Origin of the sequence: Streptomyces sp. CA-294286, from assembly GCF_050947155.1 — a bacterium.
Classification (GTDB): domain Bacteria; phylum Actinomycetota; class Actinomycetes; order Streptomycetales; family Streptomycetaceae; genus Streptomyces.
On record NZ_CP192005.1, the window covers coordinates 3,055,152 to 3,075,858 of the forward strand.

16 protein-coding genes, 1 tRNA gene and 1 riboswitch are annotated in these 20,707 nt (G+C 70.7%); of the genes, 12 read left to right on the plus strand and 5 right to left on the minus strand.

The window, feature by feature from the left end; genetic code table 11:
• The first annotated feature begins 122 nt into the window (after positions 1 to 122).
• The 8 genes from ACQPZG_RS18355 (at position 123) to ACQPZG_RS18390 (ending at position 7,013) form a co-directional block, all read left to right on the plus strand.
• Entirely contained in the window at positions 123 to 1,361 is a 1,239-nt protein-coding gene (locus ACQPZG_RS18355; RefSeq protein WP_433546819.1) for a helix-turn-helix domain-containing protein, read from the plus strand.
• A 94-nt stretch (positions 1,362 to 1,455) separates the two neighbouring features.
• Complete coding sequence (locus tag ACQPZG_RS18360) at positions 1,456 to 1,659, plus strand: hypothetical protein (RefSeq protein WP_433546820.1); 204 nt, start codon at positions 1,456 to 1,458, stop codon at positions 1,657 to 1,659.
• Positions 1,660 to 1,936: 277 nt separating this feature from the next.
• Positions 1,937 to 2,362 (plus strand): hypothetical protein, encoded by a 426-nt coding sequence (locus ACQPZG_RS18365; RefSeq protein WP_433546821.1) that lies wholly within the window; start codon positions 1,937 to 1,939, stop codon positions 2,360 to 2,362.
• The gene (locus tag ACQPZG_RS18370) at positions 2,352 to 2,822 is read left to right on the plus strand and encodes a hypothetical protein (protein ID WP_433546822.1); all 471 of its coding nucleotides are present in this window, start codon (positions 2,352 to 2,354) and stop codon (positions 2,820 to 2,822) included. Before ACQPZG_RS18365 ends, ACQPZG_RS18370 begins: the two co-directional genes overlap by 11 nt.
• 133 nt (positions 2,823 to 2,955) lie before the next feature.
• Positions 2,956 to 4,077, plus strand: a complete 1,122-nt coding sequence (locus ACQPZG_RS18375; RefSeq protein WP_433546823.1) for an adenosylhomocysteinase — start codon at positions 2,956 to 2,958, stop codon at positions 4,075 to 4,077.
• Between the two features lie 7 nt (positions 4,078 to 4,084).
• Entirely contained in the window at positions 4,085 to 4,627 is a 543-nt protein-coding gene (locus ACQPZG_RS18380; RefSeq protein ID WP_433546824.1) for an NUDIX hydrolase, read from the plus strand.
• Between the two features lie 283 nt (positions 4,628 to 4,910).
• On the plus strand, positions 4,911 to 5,858 hold the full coding sequence (locus ACQPZG_RS18385; protein WP_433546825.1) for a DUF4231 domain-containing protein: 948 nt from the start codon (positions 4,911 to 4,913) through the stop codon (positions 5,856 to 5,858).
• Positions 5,859 to 6,608: 750 nt separating this feature from the next.
• Positions 6,609 to 7,013: a DUF6193 family natural product biosynthesis protein gene (locus ACQPZG_RS18390; RefSeq protein ID WP_433546826.1), complete on the plus strand. Its 405-nt coding sequence runs from the start codon at positions 6,609 to 6,611 to the stop codon at positions 7,011 to 7,013.
• 236 nt (positions 7,014 to 7,249) lie between these two features.
• Here the strand turns inward: ACQPZG_RS18390 and ACQPZG_RS18395 are convergent, their stop codons facing one another.
• On the minus strand, positions 7,250 to 7,930 hold the full coding sequence (locus ACQPZG_RS18395; RefSeq protein WP_433546827.1) for an alpha/beta fold hydrolase: 681 nt from the start codon (positions 7,928 to 7,930) through the stop codon (positions 7,250 to 7,252).
• Positions 7,931 to 7,933: 3 nt separating this feature from the next.
• Here ACQPZG_RS18395 and ACQPZG_RS18400 point away from each other — a divergent pair.
• The 3 genes from ACQPZG_RS18400 to ACQPZG_RS18410 all read left to right on the plus strand — a co-directional run bounded on the left by ACQPZG_RS18400 (position 7,934) and on the right by ACQPZG_RS18410 (position 11,139).
• Positions 7,934 to 8,007, plus strand: a tRNA-Met gene (locus tag ACQPZG_RS18400).
• Between the two features lie 138 nt (positions 8,008 to 8,145).
• Entirely contained in the window at positions 8,146 to 9,432 is a 1,287-nt protein-coding gene (locus ACQPZG_RS18405) for a PP2C family protein-serine/threonine phosphatase (RefSeq protein ID WP_433546828.1), read from the plus strand.
• A gap of 383 nt (positions 9,433 to 9,815) precedes the next feature.
• Positions 9,816 to 9,949, plus strand: a riboswitch (cyclic di-AMP (ydaO/yuaA leader).
• Between the two features lie 11 nt (positions 9,950 to 9,960).
• Positions 9,961 to 11,139 (plus strand): M23 family metallopeptidase, encoded by a 1,179-nt coding sequence (locus ACQPZG_RS18410; RefSeq protein WP_433546829.1) that lies wholly within the window; start codon positions 9,961 to 9,963, stop codon positions 11,137 to 11,139.
• 199 nt (positions 11,140 to 11,338) lie between these two features.
• Here the strand turns inward: ACQPZG_RS18410 and ACQPZG_RS18415 are convergent, their stop codons facing one another.
• The 4 genes from ACQPZG_RS18415 to ACQPZG_RS18430 form a co-directional block, all read right to left on the minus strand.
• Positions 11,339 to 12,919 (minus strand): PrsW family intramembrane metalloprotease, encoded by a 1,581-nt coding sequence (locus ACQPZG_RS18415; RefSeq protein WP_433546830.1) that lies wholly within the window; start codon positions 12,917 to 12,919, stop codon positions 11,339 to 11,341.
• Positions 12,920 to 12,989: 70 nt separating this feature from the next.
• A complete protein-coding gene (gene trmB, locus ACQPZG_RS18420) occupies positions 12,990 to 13,913 on the minus strand; it encodes a tRNA (guanosine(46)-N7)-methyltransferase TrmB (protein ID WP_433546831.1) in 924 nt (307 codons plus the stop codon).
• A 269-nt stretch (positions 13,914 to 14,182) separates the two neighbouring features.
• Positions 14,183 to 15,391 (minus strand): L-2-hydroxyglutarate oxidase, encoded by a 1,209-nt coding sequence (lhgO, locus tag ACQPZG_RS18425; RefSeq protein WP_433546832.1) that lies wholly within the window; start codon positions 15,389 to 15,391, stop codon positions 14,183 to 14,185.
• A 112-nt stretch (positions 15,392 to 15,503) separates the two neighbouring features.
• Complete coding sequence (locus ACQPZG_RS18430; RefSeq protein WP_185032192.1) at positions 15,504 to 16,934, minus strand: MFS transporter; 1,431 nt, start codon at positions 16,932 to 16,934, stop codon at positions 15,504 to 15,506.
• A 1,210-nt stretch (positions 16,935 to 18,144) separates the two neighbouring features.
• On the opposite strand from ACQPZG_RS18430, the gene ACQPZG_RS18435 reads away from it, so the two are divergent.
• Positions 18,145 to 20,268 carry an asparagine synthase-related protein gene (locus tag ACQPZG_RS18435; RefSeq protein WP_433546833.1) on the plus strand — a complete coding sequence of 708 codons (2,124 nt, stop codon included), beginning with the start codon at positions 18,145 to 18,147 and terminating at the stop codon, positions 20,266 to 20,268.
• Positions 20,269 to 20,707 lie beyond the last annotated feature (439 nt).

Sequence of the window (20,707 nt, forward strand, 5' to 3'; positions counted from 1 at the left end):
GGCACCTCTGGCGACTCGGGAACGTGGCCCTACGTGTAGAGCAGGACACACCTGCGGCTTCGGGCACGCCCCTCGGCACGGAGCCTCTCGGGCGTACCGTGGAAGCGAGGGAAGGGGACACCATGGCCAGTGCGCTCGCTCAGAACGTCCGCAAGTACCGTCGCGCCGTTGGTTTTAGCCAGGAACGGCTAGCCGAAGAGTCCGATCTTTCCATCGGCACCATTCGGAAGATCGAGCAGGGCGGGGACGTACGCACGGACACGCTGCACGCCCTCGCTCGGGCGCTCGGGGTGCAGACGAGTGCGCTGTTTGCGACGGATGCGCCGGAGCCTGTCGTGGGCGATGAGGGCACCCGGCGCTCCCTGGTGGAGCTGCGCAAGGCGCTGATGCCCCCGGTCGGACTGGACGCACCCGCTGCGCTGCTCGGGCAACCTACGGACTTGGACGAGCTGCACCACCGGATCAGCGACTGTCACACGCTGTACTGGGCGGACCGATACGACTCGGTCGCAAGGGAGTTGCCCGCGCTACTGCGTGAATCCGAGGTGACAGCGGCGAACGCCGAAGGGGAAGAGGACCGACGTTCCGCCACGACCGCACGTACGCATTCGCTGTTGCTGGCGGGCAAGTACCTGACCCAGGTTCGGCAGTACGACTTGGCCTATCACTCCCTCTCCGAAGCAATCCGGCTCGCCCGGGAAGCAGGGAAGACCCTTACGGCTGGCACGGGCATCGTCGGCTTGTGCTGGCTGCTGCTGCGACAGGACCGCTTCGACGAGAGCGAGGCTCTGGCCGTTCAAACGGCGGATGCCATGGAGCCCCGGATGTCGTCCGCCACTTCCGGACAGCTCGCGGTGTGGGGCGAGTTGTGGCTGCGCGTCGCGTCCAGCGCCATACGCAACAACCGCCCCGACGTAGGTGTTGAAGCCCGCCGGATGGCAGGTACGGCCGCTAGCGCGTTGGGCAGGGAACACAACAGCTTCCCGAACCACTGGGGCGGTTTCGGGCCCGTCACTACGGCCATGAAGGCGACCGAGGATCTGGCGTTGGTCGGGGACGCTCGCGGAGTGCTTCGGACTGCGGACGACGGAGTGTTGAGCGGAAAGGCTCTGAAGTCCCTCGGGAAGCCGACCGCCCCGAACTGGGGCCGGCATCGGCTGGACGTCGCCCAAGCTCACATGCGGCTCGGGTCGCACGGGGACGCCATGGCCGAACTCGTCGGACTCCGCGGCACATCCGGCGCGTGGCTTCGGCACCAGCCGCTCGCCCGGTACGTCATGTCGGACGTTCTGAAGTCCCGTAAACGCACCCTGACTGCGGAGATGCGCGACATGGCTTCCTTCCTGGGCGTTTACGAGTAACTACTACGGGGCGTAGCACCTCCGCCGCGGGCCAGCCCGAACTACCGCGAACAGAACGTGGTCTGACGACTTGTCACAGTCCTACGGTCGACTCATGAGCAGCGAAGCGCGGGCAAGACTCGCGGCCCTCATGGCGGAGCACGGATCGGATGGCGTGCTGTACATCGAATCCGTGCCGGTCGAGGTCGTCACCGCCGAGGACGCCGACCAGGGCCCGCCGGCGAGCGTGCTGGACGAGTTGGGCGAACGCGTCGCCGAGTACAACGCGCGTCGCCGGGCGTTCGGGGGTCTCGGATGAGCACCCGCAGCGCCATGCGGTACGTGACGTACAAGTTCCACCAGGACGAGAGCGCGGAGCCCACATACGAATCCGTGTGCGTGACGGGCGAGGACTCCGACTGTGGCGCCACGTCGCCTTGTTGTGCCGGTCTCGACGACCTAGGCGCGTGGCAGGTCGACCACGCCAAACAGACCGGTCACACCCGCTTCCGCAACGCGTTGGCGCAGTACGTCGTACTCGCCCCGGTCGACGGATCGGCGTGCACGGTCGTCCCGACGAGATCGGGGGATGGATCATGATGCACCCCCGCTTACCCGTGCAGTCCGGCGGCATCCTGTGCACGGTCGCCGCGCACGGCTCGGCGGACAGCAAGCCCGTGGAAGTCCAGTTGGGGCAGCACCGGGCGCACTCGCCGGCTCTCGCCTGCCAGTGGCTCCGAGGCCGGGCACGTTGGATCGCGGACCGGTTGGACCCCGAGCCCGAGCACGCTCCCGTACCCGCTGCTGCACTCTATGAAGTGCCCTATGGCGTACCGGACGCTCCCACGGCCTTACGCGACTGGTGCGCGGACGTGATGCGGCAGTCCGGTGCGGTGTCGGGTCTCGACCATGGGCAGCGCATTCGGTTCATGGCACGCGACGACACGACGGTCTACGAGCTGTCCGCGGTACCAGTGGCCGCGCCCTCGCCGTGGTTGCGGCAGGTGCAATTTGACCACTGAGGGGAACGCGAGCGTCGTCCTCATCTGCGGGACGGAACCCATGCTGTCCGATGTGCTCGTTACCGCTGCACTGGAAATCTCGGGAACGGCGGACCGCAAGCACGCCCACCCCAAGATGCGCTGCGATCTCGAACGGCGCCACCAAGGCGAACACCTTGGGATCGTCTGTGAAATCGGCGGTCCCGATACGGGCGCGGTGTGGACCCGGTGGACGGACACCCACCCTCCCTACGTCGTTCTCGTACTACGGGACTGCCCCGCCACCCGAGACGACCAGGACGCCCCGTGTGGGCTGTTCGCCGACCACCCGGGGGCGCACTCGTGGGCACTTTCCGACCCCGAATGCGAAGCGGTCGACGAGCTGTTCAAGCTGTTCCGCCCGCAGCTCGCCGCACGGTTGTTGCTGGTGGAACCGGACACCCCCGAGCCCCTGCCCGAGCACACCAGGGCCGATCCATAGAGCTTCCGCCCCGGCCTGAGTCCACCGCTCGGACTCACCCGGTGACCGGGGCGGAACCCGTCCGGCTGCCCTAGCGAAACGGCCGGCAGCCGGACGGGGCCCAAGTCGAATGCCACAAGACGAGAGGGTGACCATGGAAGCTTCGGAACGGGCACGACTAGAGACCTTTTGGCGAAAGATCGCCGAACTGTTCACCCCGGCGGAACGCCCGTCCTCGCTCCTGGTGACTCACCTGTTGCCCGAGCGCCCCGCGTTCGTACGTGCGGTCGGCACGGTCTCGGAGCTTCGGGCCGTGCTCCCCAAGCCCAAGTCCATCACCGCTGTCGCCCGACGAGAAGTCGAATCCAGCTTCACCGTGGACGAGTTGACCCGTGAGCTGTTCGCCGACCCGGATCAGGCCGTGGCGTACCTCGAATCCCGGGCAGCCGGCGAGTCGCTCGTCCTGCTGGACGTTGGCGGGTACTTCGCCCCCGTGCTGGACGCGCTCTGTGAACGGTTCTCGGGAACCATCCTCGGGGTGGTCGAGGACACCGAGAACGGGCACCGACGCTACGCCGAGCGGGACAAACTGCCGTGCCCCGTGGTCTCCGTCGCGCGGAGCCCGCTCAAAGATCCGGAAGACTTCCTTGTCGGTCAGAGCGTGGTGTTCTCCACCGAAGCCCTGTTGCGAGGGCGAGGGGACATCCTGCACGGGCGTCCGGCCCTGGTGATCGGCTTCGGCAAGCTCGGGTCCAGCATCGCGCGTCTGCTGCACGCCAAGGGTGTGCACGTCACGGTGTATGACATCGACCCCGTACGGCGCGCACAAGCTCTCTCGCAAGGGTTCGCCGTAGCGAGAAACCGCGAAGCGTCGTTGAGCATGGCGGGACTGGTGCTCTGCGCTACAGGCTCCATGGCGCTGCGGGGCGAGGACTTCCCGCAGCTCAAGAACGGGGCGTACGTCGCCACCGTGACCAGCTCGGAGGACGAGTTGGAGCTAGTCGGCCTGCCGGACGGTTACACCCGGAGCAGCGCGCAAGAGCACGTGACCCGGTTCGAGACGACCGGGCACTACTTCTACTTGCTCAACGGAGGTGAGGCGGTCAACTTCATCCACGGCGCAAGCGTCGGGCCCTTCATCTTCCTTGTCCAAGCCGAGATCCTCGCGGGCGTCCGTGCGCTTGCTCGCGGAGACCTCACCCCCGCCGTGCACGAGATCTCGGCGGACGAGCGAAGCACCATCGCCCTTACCTGGCTCAACTACTTCAACAGGTGATCACCCCATGGCCATCACGCCCGAGCACATCCGAGAGACGTTCACGGAGTACGCCGACGCGCACCCCGACGAGAAAGCGGCGCTGTCCCTGGTGCTGGAATCACTGGACAAGGACGCCGACTTGACCAGCCGCAAGACCGAGCCCGTACACGTCACGGCGGGGGCCGTGCTCGTAGACGACAGCGGCGAAGTGCTGTTCATCCACCACAAGGGATTGAACAAGTACCTCACCCCCGGCGGCCATCTGGAGCCCGAGGACCCGAACCTGTTGGGCGCCGCTCTCCGCGAACTCAGCGAAGAGACCGGCATCCGGTCCAGCATCGCCCCCCTTCTGCCGGTGCCGGTGCACATCGACGTGCACGAGATCCCGGCGAGCAAGAGCAAGGGCGAGCCCGCACACCAGCACGCGGACGTGCGGTACCTCTTCCGCACAACCGGGCCCGTGGAAGTCGAGTTGCAGGAAGAAGAGGTAAGCGGCTTCGTATGGCGGAGCCCCGACACCCTCACCGACGAGCGGTTGCGGACTCGAGTCCTCGCCGCGCTCCGCTAACCCGTGCTACTGCCCCGGCTGCTCCCACCCCAGAGGGAGGTGGCCGGGGCTTTCCGTAGCAGGATGCACGAGCGCTGATAGAAAATCCGTGCGCCTGATGAAGGTTTTCCCGAGGGGAAGATCGGATTCCGTACACTGGTTGAGAGAAGTGCATTATTTCGATCATGGCCTGTACGTGACCTCGATGGGCATCATGCCTGCTGAAGTGAACTGTTTCTCGCCAATTAGATCTTGGCTCGATTCGTCCGGAGAGGATGGCTTGTAAGCCACTCTTTCTCGCTGGGTGAGCCAGCTCTATGATCGCCCACTTGTGTCGCTGAAAGCTGCGAGGCTTTTTGTTGTCACTTGGGCGGTTGAAGCTAGGTGGGGGCTGCGAGTGAGTCAGGGAAACTTCGAGTCGAATGAAATCTCTGAGGAGGAGGAATCTAGGCGACAGGAGGAGTACCGAAAGAAGGTCAAAGAGTTTGACCAAATCGAAGACGATCTCAGGACTTCGAGGACTCTTCAAAGAATCTATGCACTGTGCCTGCTCGGCGGCATAATTCTCACCTTCCTTCTTGGCTACACCGTCATCGTGGGGCTGTGGAAGACGCAGCCAGGTTTCACGCGCTGGGCTGGCCTAATCATCGTCAACTGTCTTTGGATAGCGATGGGGTGGGCGATCTGGAAGAACCGCAAGAAGGTCGTTCACGGAGCTGGTGCGCTGCGCAATGCACTCCAGGACCGGCAGACAGCTGCTGCCAAGCTGCCTCTTGACTCGCCTTCAGGCCTCCGGATTTACCGCGAGGCCTCGCTTGATCTAATTGATCAGTACCGAAAAGCAGCGAATAAGAATCGACGAACTCACAACGTATTTCAAGGCATCATCATTACTGGGTCCATCGTTACTTCGACGCTCGCGGCGATGAACGAGGGTAGTAGCGAGGTGCTGCGTATCTCTGCGGCTTCCCTTAGCGCGCTCGTCGGAATCTCGGCAGGTGTGACTGGCTACTTTAAGTTCCGCGAGCGTGGGTACAACCTCCAATCGACGGCAGACGACATCGAGAAGCACTACAACGCCTCGCAGTTCATGTTGGACGAATATGCCGGTCGGGATGGTGAGCCGCCGCTTTCTGAAGCCGAGCGGCTTCGGATATTTGCACGTTATGTGGAGCAGCTGAAGGAAGAGCAGCGGAAGCGCGAGCTGCAGCTTGAAACGTCCAGTTCCGGGAACGAGGAGCGGGCGAGCTGATGTGTGTTCAGTGCGCCCCGGCCCGCGTCGCCATGGTCAGGCACCTGATGCGGATTGCTGGCGGCCCGGAGTGAGGCCGCAACGGGTCAGGTGGCTCCTCGCCCCACTCTGGCAATGGCGGGCGCGCCGTCTCATAACTGCTCACGGCCGACCTATGTCCGACTCAACTGCCTGGTGTCTTGTAGCCCTCGCGCGCGACCCAGCGGAATACCTACCGCTTGTGCGGCACGTAGCGCGTCGTCGAGCGGAGTGCGGATCGCTAGCTCCTGGGGTAACCCTCGATTTATGGCGAGACCTTGAACAGCGTGAGCAGGCGAGGCGCATTGCCTGGCTCAACCGACATGGAGCTACGCCTCTGCACCGGTTAGGTGTACCTGAGGAGATCATCGAGTTGGCGGGGCTGCATGTAGTTGAGTGGCAGCTTCCGCCTGGGTGGACCGCGGCTTCCATCGTTGCTCAGAACCGCCCTCGCTCTTCGGGCGACGTCTCGTAGTGCGGCAACTGGCCCCAGACAGGTAGCCACGCTGTGCCGCTTACCGCGGTACAGCGGGAACGGCACACGGCGCTCTGTGAAGCCGCCATAGGGCGCGACTACCCGTACAGCTACCCCGAGGGCTCCCACGGAATGCCCACTCTGGGTAGGTCGGCCCTCGCTAAGCGAGGGTGCCGCATCATGTGTGGCCACGGGCGTTCATCGAGGTGCACTGGAGCACGGCGCACCACTCCCGTTCAGCCCGGACGCAGGCGAGGATGTACGGCGTGACAGCAGACGTTGGAGACACGGACGAGGTGGAAGCCGCATGGCAGGCCCTGCTCCGCTACGACCAGGTGAGCGCCGAACTGGTGGCCGCGGCGTACGCCGAGCCGAGGCTGCGGCAGCTTTTCCCCTGGACCGGCATGTGGGAGTTGCATTTCAGCCGGTGCACTGAGTTCCCCTGGACTTGGGACGTCCCGTACATCGGGCCGCGCTCGGCCGGTGCGTCTCACGCCGGGCCCTTCTCCGTTGAAGGGCCTTCCCGGTCTGAGCGGGTTGGCGAAGCTGCCACGGCACGGCAAGCAGTCGCCATGGTGGTCGAGCGGCTGCCGGCCGATTGCGGCCCTGCGTTCGTCGGGACCGCGCACGAACTGGCCGCGCGGGACGCTCAGGAGCGGTAGCTCCCACGCGTAATGGGAAAGAGAGAGCGGTCGGATGAGCAGGTCAGAGCGCGTACGAAGTGAGCCCGCTGTGAGCCCGGACGCTTTCGGACGGGGTGTCATGGGCCGATAGCCGGATGGCTGGGGCACCCGTTCTGAACAGCCGAAACGGCATGGGCAGGCACGGCGCCGCAGCCAACATCACTCGGGCTCCTCGACTTTTAATCCGTTGGTTGTCGGTTCGAGTCCGACATGGCCTACAGGACGCGGGGAGGCTTTACCGCCTCTGACCTGCGGGGGAGCGCCTCGACCGGTTCGCTCCGGTCGGGGCGCTCCTTCGTTTCCGACGCGTGCGCCACGGGTCGGACGGCCCGGTGGCGGGAGCGGCGGTGAGTTCGCGGACCGCGGCGGCGACGGCGACGAATCCTTGCGCAGGATCTCGGAGTCGTTGCTCGGGAACCTGGCGCTGAGACGGATGTGCGGGTTGCGGGCGACGACCGCGCCGAGTTGGCGCGGATCTTCTCCATGAGCTTCGGGTTGCCGCCGAGGTTGCCGCCGGAGGCGACACGGAGCGGGTGGGAACCGTGATGCGGTCGAAGACGGGAGCTAGGGCGGCGGGGGTGCTGGGTGTGGATCTGCTCCCGGTCGGCGTCGTCGAGCCACTCGTGGGGGAGTGCGCCGTCCCCTGAGACCGCGCCCCGGGTGCGGTCCGGGTGCCGGGCGGCCCAGTGGACGGCGATCATCGCGCCGTAGGACCGGCCGACGAGGAGCGGGCGGTCCACCCCGCGGGGCGGCGAGGACGGCGTCGAGACCCGCAGGCTCGCCTCGAAGCTGTAGTCGGAGGCGCGCTCCGGCCCCGGGGTGCGCCCGTCGGCGGGGCGGCTCCCGGTGGGCACCTGGTCGAGGGTGCGGTCAGGATGGCGTAGGGTTGTGTTCACCGACGCGGGGTGGAGCAGCTCGGTAGCTCGCTGGGCTCATAACCCAGAGGTCGCAGGTTCAAATCCTGTCCCCGCTACTGAAGAAGTAGTGAAGGCCGGAGGCCCGGAACTCGAAAGAGTCCCGGGCCTCCGGCTTTTCCCGCGTCCGAGCGAGTGGTTGCGTGCACGAGCGGTTCCTTGCGGGGGCGCCCGCGCGCGCCGTGCGCGTCCCCCACATGGCGGATGCCGATTCGCTCTGCGGCGCGGCTCCGGCCAGCCTGGGCGGGGAGCGGTACCGTCCGCACCCGGTGCGGACCTGGGCAGGGGAGCAGACGGTGGCGGGGTACAGGCGCGGCGGGGACGGTACGGGGGCGGAGCGCGGGGCGTCGGTGGTCGCCGGCGTCGGCGGGAAGAGGACGAGGCGGTTCGTACGGGCGCTGCCCGCCCTGATGATCGCGGGCGCGATCCCCTTCGACCTGCTGACGCCGACCGACTTCACGGCCGCCCCGATGTTCACGGCGGCGCCGCTGATCGCCGCGCCGTTCTTCTCGCTGGCCGGTACCGGTCTGATCGCCTGTGCGGGCGTGCTCGCGGTGCTGGGGCTGCGCCTCCATGACGACACCCTCACGTCGGTGATCGGCATGACCGAGCTGGTGACCCTGGTGACGGTGGCCGTGCTGTCGATCCTGATCAACCGGGTCGTGCGCCGCAGTGGCCGGCAGTTGGCGTCGGCACGGGTGATCGCCGAGGCGGCGCAGCGGGCCGTCGTGCCGATCCCGCCGGAACGGATCGGCGGCCTGGAGGTCGCCGCGCGGTACGAGGCGGCGGAGGCGGACGCGTTCATCGGTGGCGACCTCTTCGCCGTGCAGGACACGCCGTACGGGGTGCGTCTGGTGGTGGGGGACGTACGGGGCAAGGGACTTGAGGCCGTGGAGGCGGTCGCGGTGGTGGTGGGGGCGTTCCGGGAGGCGGCGGAGACGGAGAGTTGCCTGGAGGGCGTCGCGCAGCGGTTGGAGCGGGCGCTCGCCCGGGAGGGCAGGCGGCGGGACGGGCTGGACGCGCTGGAGGGGTTCACGACGGCGGTGCTCGCCGAGATCCCGCGCGGCGAGGGCGTCGTACGGCTGGTGAACCGCGGGCACCCCGAGCCGCTGCTGCTGTACCCGAGCGGCGAGCTGGACGTTCTGGAGCCGGAGGAGTTCGCGCTGCCGCTGGGGATGGGTGACCTGGGCGACTGGCCGGACAGGGCGAGGGAGTTCGGCTTTCCCGGCGGCGCGACGCTGGTGTTCTACACCGACGGTCTGTCGGAGGCGCGGGACGAGGCGGGGGCCTTCTACGATCCGGCGGCCCGGCTGCGGCGCTCGCTGTTCTCCGGGGCCGAGGCCGTGCTGGACGCGCTCACCAGCGACGTACGGGTGCATACGGGCGGCACGCAGACCGACGACATGGCGCTGCTCGCGGTGGCGCGGCCGGGGGCGGGGCAGCCGGAGCGGCGGCGAACCGTGGAGATCGTGAAGGGTTACTGAGGCGAGCCGCGGGGACACTGACGGCGGCCTGTGCGGCCTATGCGGCCTGTGCGGTCTGTGCGGCTTGTGCGGCCCGCGCGGCCGGTGCCGCGCGGGGACGTTACGAGGGGCGTCACGCTGGGTGCTCGAAGCGCAGCCCATCGCATAACAATTGATGATCTATCAGTTGTGGAGAGTTTGCGGGCACCGGGGCCGGTGTGGCCAAGTGGGCGTCAAGAGACCGGTGTGTCGCCCCGGTTGGTACGCATATAAGGATCTATGTCCTGGTCACGAGTGGGGGCTCTGTGTGAACGATCAAGAGGAACGGCTTGGAAATCCACTTGTGTGTCTATTAACGTTCGATAACGCAGCGCGGTCGTCCCAGCCGTCGTCAGAGACGGCGCCGTGCGCGTGCGCCGAATTCCGTGAGGAAACCGGGGAACCACCAATTGGGGTGAATCGGGCCGAAGTTGGCCCGTAGGAGACCTTCCTGCTCCGAACCCGTCAGCTAACCCGGTAGGCGAGAAGGAAGGAAAGGAGCGCGCCTCCGTGGCGTCCAACAGGCCTGCCCCCGAAGCCCCCACAGCCCCCGCTTTCTCGTACGGGGCGTACGGCGTCCCGAGCGAGGACCACCAGGTCCCGCAGCAGCGCAGCGGAGGCTTCGAAGGCTTCGTGGAGTTCGACGCGGGCGGACCGCGCGCGGCGGCCGAGGAGTGGAACCCCACCGCGGACTCCATCGCTCCGGTACGTGGCAAGCACCGCGTCGCCAAGCAGCGCGGCTCCCTCGCCCGCAGTTCCACCGTGCTGGGCGTCGGCGTGATCGCCGCGGTCGGTGCGGGCGGCATCGCCACCGCCCAGGAGAAGCCGGCCGTCTCCATATCCCTGCCCGACGTGCTCACCGACTCCCTCGACTCGCTCGTGGACTCCCTGCCGGACGCCGAGTCCCTGCCGGGCGTCGGCACCATGCTGGCGGACTCCGGAGCGGCCGAGCAGGACGTGGTGGTCGCCGCGGTGCCCACCACGACCGCCGTGCACGCCGTCGCCGGGGCCCCGGTGGAGCAGGTCGGCGCGGGCGAGAGCCTGCGGGCCCGCATCCTCCAGCAGGCCGAGCAGCAGCGTTCCACCGCCGACGAGGCCGCCCAGGAGGCGGCCCGCGCGCAGGCCGTCAAGGACGCGGCGGCCGAGGCAAAGAAGCAGCGCGACGAGGCCGAGGCCAAGGCGGAGAAGGCCGAGAGGGACAAGGCCGAGGCCGAGGCGAAGGCCAAAGCGGAAGCCGAGGCGAAGGCAGCCGCGAAGGCGGAGGCCGAGCGGCTCGCCAAGCTGGCCGGCAGCTACGCGATGCCCACCTCCCAGTACACGCTCACCGCCACCTACGGACAGTCCGGCTCGATGTGGTCCTCCGGGCAGCACACCGGCCTCGACTTCGCCGCGTCGGCGGGCACCCCGGTCAAGGCCGTGCACGGCGGCACCATCAAGTCGGCCGGCTGGTCCGGCTCCTACGGCTACCGGATCGTGCTGGAACTCAAGGACGGCACGGAGATCTGGTACTGCCACCTCTCCCAGATGAAGGTCTCGGCCGGCAGCACCGTGGGCACCGGGGAGACCATCGGAAACGTGGGCGCCACCGGCAACGTGTCCGGCGCGCACCTGCACCTGGAGGTGCGCACGCCCGGCGGCGCGGGCGTCGACCCGGCGGCATGGCTGCGGGACAAGGGCCTGACGGTCTGAGACCCGCCCCCTCGCACAACTGACACCGTCCCTCGCACATCGGGCACCGCCCCACGCACAGACGACACCGCCCCACGCACAGACGACACCCGCCCCTCGCACATACGACTTCCCGAACTCCGGCAGTCCTGGCGCTCACCCCCCGACGCCAGGGCTGCCGGTTCGCGTCCGCGCGGGTACGCGGCGCAGTCCGCGGGCCCTAGTGGTTCCGGTACGGGTTGTAGGCCGCCGCGTAGGCCGGGTGGTACGGCGGGGGCAGCATCCGTATGCGCCCGGTGACCTGGGCCGCGTACACCAGGGCCGGGCCCGCGATCCTCTTGCGTTCCCACAGGCGGTGCAGGAGTTCCCGCTCGCCGGCGGTGAACTCGGCCGCCGCCTGCGGGGTGGCCGTCTGGCGCCGTGCCCGGTAGCGCAGGAAGGCCAGCGCGGTGGCTGCTTCCTCGTACTCGGCGACCGCGCGGGCGGCGCCGGGGCCGTGGGTGCGGGCCGCGTGCCCCTGGGCGAGGGAGCGGGCGTGCATCGAGGACAGCGCGAGCGGCTCCGCCGGATCGAGCCAGCCGGCCGCGGCGTACGCGGGCAGCTCGGCGCCGATCATGCGCAGTTCCCGCTGCCGGGTCCAGATGGCCAGCCAGGTCAGGAAGGCGAACGCGGGCACCATGAACAGCCCGTACACCCCGTAGAACGCGAGCGGTCCGAAGGACGCCGAGCCATTCCACAGGGCGTGCATGCCCATCGCCAGCAGCAGACCGAGCAGCGGCAGCACGACCCGGCGGATCCGCACCCAGGCGCGACGGCGGCCGCGCCGGGCGGGGGCGAGCGCCACCAGCCCGAAACCGAGGCCGGTCAGCACGGTGAACAGAGGGTGCGCGAACGGCGACATGATCACCCGCACGAAGAACGTACCGGCGGTCACCGCCCCGAGTCCGGGACCGCCGAAGCTCTGGTCCTCACCGAAGGCGTTGCCCAGGTAGAGGATGTTCTCGGTGAACGCGAAGCCGGTGGCGGTGAAGCCCGCGATCACGACGCCGTCGACGATGCCAGTGAAGTGCTTCCTGCGGAACAGGAAGACCAGCAGGATCGCCGCAGCCTTCGCGCACTCCTCGACGACCGGCGCGACGACGGTCGCCCCGAGCGTGTCCGCACTGTCGGGATCGGCGGTGGCCACGGCTATCCAGCGCACGGCGAAGCTGTTGGCGGTGATGGCGATGAGCGCCGCGGCGCAGGAACCCCAGGTGAACGCGAAGACCAGGTTCCGCCAGGGGCCCGGCTCCACCCGGTCCAGCCAGCGGAACGCCGATATCAGCAGCGGCACCGGGAAGACGGCGAGCCCGAGGCCCACCAGGAAGCCCCGGGTGCCGGTCTGCTCCCGTACCAGCGCGAGCAGCACGAGACCGGACACCGCGAGCAGCACGATCAGCGCCGTCGCGCGGACCGTCCTGCTCCGCCAGAGCGCGTGGTGGCGCACCCGGTGCCGGAGGGTGCGGCGCGGCGGGTACGGCCAGGGCGGGAGATCCGGAACCGCGGGCGGCGGCTCGCGCAGCTCGGGCAGGGAACGCGAGTCGGGCAGGGGGTGAGGGTGAGGAAGGGAGCGGGGCGGGGGCAGGGCCTGGGGCTCGGGCACGGCACGGGGGCCCGGCAGCGCGGGGAGGTCCGGGGCCTTGTCCCGTACGGCGTCGGCGCGCGGCTCGGCCTCCGGCGCGCGGCTCGCCGCCGGAGCCGGTTGCGGCTCGGGAGCGGGCACGGCGGGGTGCTCGGGCGGCGATCCGTACGTCTCGTACATCCAACGACCCTAACGAGTGCCACTGACACTCGCGATCCTGTTCGGACAGTCGCCGGGGCGGAGCGTTGCGTCAACCGGCGTGCGGTACGCGACGGAACAGCAGGTCGTGGACCACGTGCCCCTTGTCCAGGCCCTGCCCCTCGAAGCGGGTCAGCGGCCGGAAAGCGGGCCGGGGCGCGTACCCGCCGTCCTCCTGGGTGTTCTCGAAGTCCGGGTGCGCGGTGAGCACTTCGAGCATCTGCTCGGCGTAGTTCTCCCAGTCGGTCGCGCAGTGCAGCACGGCGCCGGGCGCGAGCCGGGACGCGGCGAGCGACAGGAACTCCGGCTGGATCAGCCGCCGCTTGTGGTGGCGGGCCTTGGGCCACGGGTCCGGGAAGTACACGCGCAGGCCGGACAGCGAATCGGGGGCGAGCATCTCGCGGAGCAGGATGATCGCGTCGCCGTTGGCCACCCGGACGTTGGAGAGGCCGTTGCGTTCGGCGAGGCCGAGGAGGTTGCCCTGGCCGGGGGTGTGCACATCGACGGCGAGGATGCCGGTGGCCGGGTCGTCGGCGGCCATCTGCGCGGTCGCCTCGCCCATCCCGAAACCGATCTCCAGGGCGACCGGGAGGCCCTCGAACATCTCGCCGAGGTCCAGGACGCGCTGCCCGTCGATGTCCAGCCCCCGGGTCGGCCACCACTTCTTCAGCGCCTCGGCCTGACCGGTGGTGACCCGGCTGCGGCGCGGCTGGAAACTGCGGATGCGGCGCTCGAAGTGGGAACCGGCGGGGTCGGGCGAGGGGCCGGTCCCGTCCGGGAACATGCGCAGGCCGCGGGCGTGCACGCGCGCGGCGCGCTCCTGGGCGGCGGCCTGCTCGGCGGTGCGCCGGGCGGCAGCCTGGGAGGGGCCGGGGGCGTCCGGCTGCTCCGCGGTCGGCTGCGGGGCGGCGGGGGCCGGCGTGCCGGACCGTTCGGGGCTCTGGGGCATCGTGGGGTTCTCGCTGTTCTCGGACACAATGGTCCGATTCTACGGAGGCGAGTCGACCGCGACCGTCCCCGCCGAAGCCGCGCCCCCACCGGGCAGCCCTACAGAGCCCTCCCGCGCAGGGCTGCCGTCCGCTCCACGGGAGTCCTTTCCGCGTATGGCATCCGCCAGCCCCACGAAAGTGTTCCTGCGTACGGCCTTCGCCCGACCCACGGGAGCGCCCTTCCCGTCCGCGGCCGCCCCGAACGACGGCGCGCACCGCGTCCACACCTCGGCGCCGTTCCCGGTACGGGCCGCAGCTATCCCCGGACCCGCTCCCCGGCCAGTACCCCCAGCACCCGCCGCGCCACCTCCCGCCCGATCGGCAGTGACGCGGTGGCGGCGGGCGACGGTGCGTTCAGTACGTGCACGGTGCGCGGGGCCTCGCGGATCAGGAAGTCGTCGGCGAGCGTGCCGTCCCGCAGCACCGCCTGCGCGCGCACCCCGGCGGGGGAAGGGCGCAGGTCCGCCTCGGTCACGGCGGGCAGCAGCCGCCGTACCGCCTGGGTGAACGCCTTCTTCGACAGCGACCGGTGCAGCTCCCCGGCCCCGTACCGCCAGTGCCTGCGCGCTATCCGCCAGGACCCGGGCCAGGCCAGTGCGGACGCGAGGTCGGCCGGTCGTACGGAAGCCCAGTCGTAGCCCTCGCGGGCCAGCGCGGGTACCGCGTTCGGCCCGACGTGGACGCCGCCGCCGACGCCCCGCGTGAGGTGGACGCCGAGGAAGGGGAACGCCGGGTCGGGCACCGGATAGACCAGCCCCCGCACCAGCTCCGGGCGCAGCAGGTCGAAGTACTCGCCCCGGAACGGCACGATCCGCATGCCGGGTTCGTCGCCCGCCAGCCGCGCCACCCGATCGCAGTGCAGCCCCGCACAGTTGACCAGCGCCTTCGCCCGCAGCACCGTCCCGTCCGCGGTGCGGACGGCGACGCCGGACGCGCGGCGGGCGATGACGCGGACCTCCGCGCCGTACCGCACCTCCGCGCCGGAGGAGCGGGCCAGCTCCGCCGTCACCCGGCCGTAGTCGCACACGCCCGTCGTGCCGACGTGGATGGCGGCCAGGCCGCGCACCTCGGGTTCGTACTCCTCGATCTGCGGGGGGCCCAGCTCGCGCACGGGGATGCCGTTCTGCCGACCGCGCTGCACGAGGGCGTGCAGGCGCGGCAGCTCGGCGCTCTCGGTGGCGACGATGAGCTTGCCCGTCACCTCGTGCGGAATCCCGTGCTCGGCGCAGAACTTGATCATTTCCGTGGCGCCGCGCACCGCGTAGCGCGCCTTCAGCGAGCCGGGCCGGTAGTAGATCCCGCTGTGGATCACCCCGCTGTTGCGGCCCGTCTGGTGTCTCGCCGGGCCCGCCTCCTTCTCCAGCACCATGACGCGGGTGCCGGGCGAGGCTCGTGTGAGGGCGTGCGCGGACGCCATCCCGACGATTCCACCGCCGACCACCAGCACATCGCAGTCATGACTCATCGCTGCCACCTCCCACCCCGAATAGTGCACTGGCCCACTGACAACGCCGTCAAACCCCGGGAACAGAAGCTATGGCCAACACCACGTGACGTCGGGTGCGGGCAGCCGCCGGTCAGGCGGGCGCGACCAGCAGCGGGCGGGCCCGCTCGCGCAGCTCCACCACACGCGGCTCGTCGCCGTACGGCTCCAGCCGGTGCAGCAGGTCCCGCACGTACTCGGTGGTGCGCGCCGAGGAGATCCGGCCCGCCACCTCCACCGCGCGCGTGCCCGCCGCGCACGCCGCGTCGAGGTTGCCCGACTCCAGCTCGGCGACGGCGCTCACCACCAGACGCAGCCCGTGCGACCGTACGAACTCCTCGGTCGGCCGGGACAGCGCCTGCTCGGTGAACCGGCGCACCTGACGCGGGAGTTTGAGGTCGCGGTAGCACTCCGCGGCGTCCGCGGCGAGCCTGTCGTACGAGTAGAACCCCAGCCAGGACGGGTCCGGGTCGCCGTCCCTGGACCGCTCCAGCCAGCCCTCCGCCGCCTTCAGCGCGGCCCCGGCCGCGACCGGGTCGCTCGCCTTCGCGTGCGCGCGTGCCTCGACGAGACGGAAGAAACTCATGGTGCGGGCGGTGGCGAGCCCGCGATTGCGTTCGAGCGCCGCCTGCGCGAGGTCCACGCCCTCGTCGGCGAAGCCCCGGTAGGTCGCCTGGAGGGACATCGACGCCAGTACGTACCCGCCCAGGGGCACGTCGGCCGCGGCGCGGGCCAGGCGCAGCGCCTGGATGTAGTACCGCTGGGCGGCCTCCTGCTGCCCGGTGTCGAAGGCCATCCAGCCGGCCAGCCGGGTCAGTTCGGCGGTCGCCCCGAAGAGTGAGCGACCCACGTCGTCGCTGTACGAGCCGAGCAGCAGCGGCGCGGCGTCCACCCGCAGGCACTCCGGGACCATCGAGGACCGCCAGTCGCCGCCGCCGTACTTGGAGTCCCAGCGCCGCGCGTCCTCGGCGGCCTCGCGCAGCTTGGCCACATCGCTGTGGCCGACCCGTAACGGGCTCACGCCCGACGAACTCTCGGCGGCCGTGGAGTCGCGGGCCACCGAGGAGTCGGCGGGCGTGATGAGCCACCGGGAGGCGGGCGTCGCGTACGCGCTCACCGCGAACGAACCCGCCAGGGACTGCCAGATCCCGCCGCTGCCCGCCCGTCGACCGGCGAGATCCAGCCGGTACAGCTCGGTGGCGTGCCGCACCGCCACCGACACGTCGCGCGGGAAGGCCAGCCCGACCTCGGGGGCCGGGTCGGCGTCCGCCAGACCGATCTCGTGCAGTGGTACGGGTCGGCCCAGCTTGGCGCCTATCGCGGCAGCGATGAGGTGCGGGGCCGCTCCCTGCGGAACCATGCCCTTCGACACCCACCGCGCCACCGACGTCTTGTCGTACCGCAGCGTCATGCCGCGTTGCGCCCCGAGGTCGTTGACCCGGCGCGCCAGCCCGGCGTTGCTGATTCCCGCGAGGGCGAGAACCGTGCCGAGCTTTTCGTTCGGCCCGCGTTGCTCCCTGGACATTGCGCCACCCCTCACGCAGACGGCCGCCGCGGGCCCGGCATAGGCACGCGGCATTCGTAAACCCAGCGTAGTTCCCCGCATCCCAAGCGTTAAGGGGAAGAGTCCCCTATGGCGAGATTGTTGCCCGCAGGGCCCGTACGGAACGACCGGCGAGGTCCCGGAAGGAACGTTCCGTCCGATTCGTGCTCCTCTCGTGTGGCCGTGCGCCCGGCCGTGCGCTCTTCTCGGAGCACGCACAGGGCCGCTTCCATGGGACGTGCGTGGGTCGGCCCGCTGCACTGGATCCAGTGGGCTGGGGGACGCCGCCACCTTCATCCCCGCGGGTGGCGGACCGGTCCGGGAGGCGAACAGCGCCTCCCGGACTACGCGCACGCCCAAAAACTTGGCCGAATGCCACCACCTCACGCCCGCCCCTTACGCACACGCGCCGGCCCTCCGGCAACCCGCCCCCGGGCGAGGGGCCGCGCGGCGCCGCAGCCCCCACGGACGACACTGCCACCCCACGTCGGCCCCACAGGCGGCACGGTCGCACGCCTTTACGCCCCGCCCGCTCGGGTGGCTCCCCCCACCCCACGTCAGCCCACAGGGGGCACGGACGCACACCTGCGCACCCTGCCCCTCGGGCGGCTCGGCCGCCCCGCACGTAGCGCCTTGGGCGGCGTTTCCGTGGCCCCCGGTAGCTCCCTTGGGAGGCGGGGCAGCCCACTTGTGACCCCCGTTGACCCGCTTGGGCGGCGGGGCCGCCCCCCCGGGGACGGAACGGGCGGGCAAGGGGGCGCCCCCACCAGAGGTGCACGTCCCCGCCCTACGCCGCACCCGCACCGCGTATCCGCAGCCCTCTGTCTCCCACGCCCTGCGCTGCGTACCCGCTCCTCGCGTACCCGTCACCCGGGCCGCGGCCCCCCCGCAGCCCCACCCCCCGGCCCCCTGCCCCGCGCCCCGCGCCCCGCGCCTCGCCCCCACCCACCAGCGCCCCTCACCCCCGCCCTCCACCTCCGCCCCACCCCACAAGATCCCATTTGCCCCCAACTCCCCCTTTCCGACCGGCGCATTGACCCCCGCCCCCGGCCCCCGCACGCCGCAGTCGTGGCAGCATGGTGCCCACGCGCGACAAGCGCGGCACGGCGCACGCGCAAAGGGGACGGAGCCGCACGGAACGAGAGCCCCGCGCGCGGCCGGGCAAAGTTGTCCACAGCCTGTGGAGGCGGCGATGCGTTGGTTGGTGGGGTGGAGCAGCGTCGCCGCGAGCTTCGGTACGGTCGGAGCCGTCGGCGCCCCCGGCACCGAGCACGAGGGCGACACGGTCCAGCCCGTCGGCGCCCAGCTCCTGTGGGGTGACCCGGACCCCCTGTGGGCCGTCGGCGACTGGCGTCCCGACGAGGTCCGCACCGTCAGCGTCGACCCCTTCACCCGCCTCGCCGTCCTCGGCTGCTGCGGCGCCACCGACGAAGAACTCCGCGTCGGGCTCTTCGCGGCGCGCGGCGGCGCACTGAGGCACCTGACCGCCTGGCCCGGCAGCTACACCGCCGTCGTCCAGACCGGCAGACGCGTCACCATCGCCGGTGACCTGGCCGGAGCCCGCCCCGTCTTCTACACGCCCTGGGCCAATGGCACCGCGTACGCCACCGCCGCGCTCCCCCTCGCCGACCTCATCGAGGCGCAGCTGGACATCGGTCACCTCGCTGCCCTCCTCGCCTGCCCGGACGTCCCCGAGGCCCTCCGTGACGGCACCCCGTACACCGGTGTGAAGCGCATCCCGCCCGGCCACGCGCTCGTCCTGCGTGAGGGATCCCGCGAGATCACCGGGTACGAACCGGTCGCCTCCCTCGCCGTCGCCGCCCCCCAGGTCGACGCGGAGCGGGCCGTGGACGGGGTGCGAGACGCCCTCGTGGAGGCCGTACGGGCCCGCCTCACCGCCCCACGCCATGCGCCGGAAACGCCGCTGCCCGACCCCGGGCCGGTCCCGGGCATGGGCCCCGCCGAACGCCGGGCCCGCCGCCGCGGCACGCCCGCCCCCGGCATCGGCTCCGACCTCTCGGGCGGCAGCGCCTCCGCCACCCTCGCCCTGCTCGCGGCGGGGCTGCCGGGCGTTCCCGGCACGGTCCTCGGCCACGGCACCGGGGCGGGAGAACGGCTCCTCGCCGTCACCTTCAACGACCTCGCCGCCTCCGCCGAGCCCCGCGAGGGCGAACTCGCCGCCGAACTGCAACGCGCGGGAGCCATCGCCGCCAACCCCCGCCTCCACCACGTCGTGGTCGCCGGAGCCGAAGAGGCGCTGCCCTACGTCGATTTGGAATCGGGGCCGCTCACCGACGAGCCGGGGCCCTCCCTCGTCACCGCCGAACGCGCGCGCCTGCGCCTGCAGTCCGGCAGTGCCGACCATCTCGTCGGCAGCGGCGCCCGCCAGGTGCTGGACGCCCATCCAGCCCGACTCGCGGACCTCCTCATCGACCGTCGGCGCCGTCACATCCTGCGTCCCGCAACGGCCTTGGCGAAGGCGGAGGGCACCTCACCGCACAGCCTTCTCGTCCCGCTCACCGTCTACCGCGCCGCCCGCCGCCTCGCCCGCACCTCGTACCGCACCGGCATGGAGGACGCGGCGAACCGTCTCACCCGCCGAGGAGTCGTCGACGCGAGCGGCCCCACCGGCGCGCTCGACGCCTCGCTCGAAGCCCTCGCGTGGTCACGTCCCGGACCGGCCGCCCGCTGGCTGACCGGCGAAGCGCTCGCCGAAGTATCGATCCGCCTCCAGGAGTCGGCCCTGCGCCCCGCCTCCGTGCAACGCCCCGGCGAGGCCCGCGCGCGGGCGGCCCTGGCCCGCCACGCCTACGACCACCGGGTCTTCGAACAGGCCGCCGAGGTCCGCAGCCAGCGTCTGCACGCCCCCTTCCTCGACAACCAGGTCGTACGCGCCTGCCGCGACCTCCCGGAGACCCTGCGCGTCCAGCCGGGCGCACGGGCCGCCATCCTCCGCGCCGTGCTCTCCGGCGCGGGCGTCCACGACCTCCCGCCGGGCTGGGGCGCGGCCACCACCCACACCGCCGCCGCGACGACGTCCCAGGCCGGCATCCGCGCCGCCAGGCAGGACCTCCTCAGCCTGTTCGAAGCCCCGCTCCTCGCGGACGCGGGCCTGATCGAAGCGCGCGTCGTGCGCAAGGCGATCAGCTCGGCGGCAGAAGGCGAGCCGGTCCCCCTGGACGGCCTCGCCGACCTCGTCTCCACCGAACTCTGGCTCCGCCGCCTCCTCGCCCGCCGGGGCACCTGCTGGACGGGCTCCGCCGCCCCGCGCCAACGCGCAGTCGCGGGCGGAGTACCGCACCGCCGCAGCCTGTAGCCGACGTCCGAGCACGGGGAGAACCACGGCGTGAAACCCGGCGGACCACGGCTTCGGGCGCGGAGAACGAACGCGCGCACGGCCGGCTCCCTCTCGCGTCCGAGGCCCGGCGACTCGGGCCTGACCCGTCCCGCGTACGGGTGCGGGCACGGGTACGGAGATCGAAGGCGGCAGAGTGCGGCGGCTACGGCGTGGAGCCCGGCTGACGTCGGGACCGGGCACGGGGAGTAGGCGCGGAGAGCGAAGGCCGCAGAGTCCGGCGACCACGGCATGGAACCCGGCTGACCACGGCACGGGGCACGGGGCACAGGGAGCGAACGCCCGCACGGCCGTCCCGCGTCCGGGAACCAGCGACTCGGGACCGGCACCTCCCGAGTCATAGGCCCAGCAACTCGCCCGACCCCTCCCACGTCCGGGGACGGGCGAAACCGGACGCCGC

Bases quoted from the DNA above. Each gene is read 5' to 3' on its own strand.
- ACQPZG_RS18365 (WP_433546821.1), top strand. From the start codon at position 1,937: ATGATGCACCCCCGCTTACCCGTGCAGTCCGGCGGCATCCTGTGCACG.
- ACQPZG_RS18430 (WP_185032192.1), bottom strand. From the start codon at position 16,934: ATGTCCAGGGAGCAACGCGGGCCGAACGAAAAGCTCGGCACGGTTCTC.
- ACQPZG_RS18405 (WP_433546828.1), top strand. From the start codon at position 8,146: ATGGCGGATGCCGATTCGCTCTGCGGCGCGGCTCCGGCCAGCCTGGGC.
- ACQPZG_RS18435 (WP_433546833.1), top strand. From the start codon at position 18,145: ATGCGTTGGTTGGTGGGGTGGAGCAGCGTCGCCGCGAGCTTCGGTACG.
- ACQPZG_RS18360 (WP_433546820.1), top strand. From the start codon at position 1,456: ATGAGCAGCGAAGCGCGGGCAAGACTCGCGGCCCTCATGGCGGAGCAC.
- ACQPZG_RS18415 (WP_433546830.1), bottom strand. From the start codon at position 12,919: ATGTACGAGACGTACGGATCGCCGCCCGAGCACCCCGCCGTGCCCGCT.
- ACQPZG_RS18375 (WP_433546823.1), top strand. From the start codon at position 2,956: ATGGAAGCTTCGGAACGGGCACGACTAGAGACCTTTTGGCGAAAGATC.
- ACQPZG_RS18355 (WP_433546819.1), top strand. From the start codon at position 123: ATGGCCAGTGCGCTCGCTCAGAACGTCCGCAAGTACCGTCGCGCCGTT.
- lhgO (WP_433546832.1), bottom strand. From the start codon at position 15,391: ATGAGTCATGACTGCGATGTGCTGGTGGTCGGCGGTGGAATCGTCGGG.
- ACQPZG_RS18380 (WP_433546824.1), top strand. From the start codon at position 4,085: ATGGCCATCACGCCCGAGCACATCCGAGAGACGTTCACGGAGTACGCC.
- ACQPZG_RS18390 (WP_433546826.1), top strand. From the start codon at position 6,609: ATGTACGGCGTGACAGCAGACGTTGGAGACACGGACGAGGTGGAAGCC.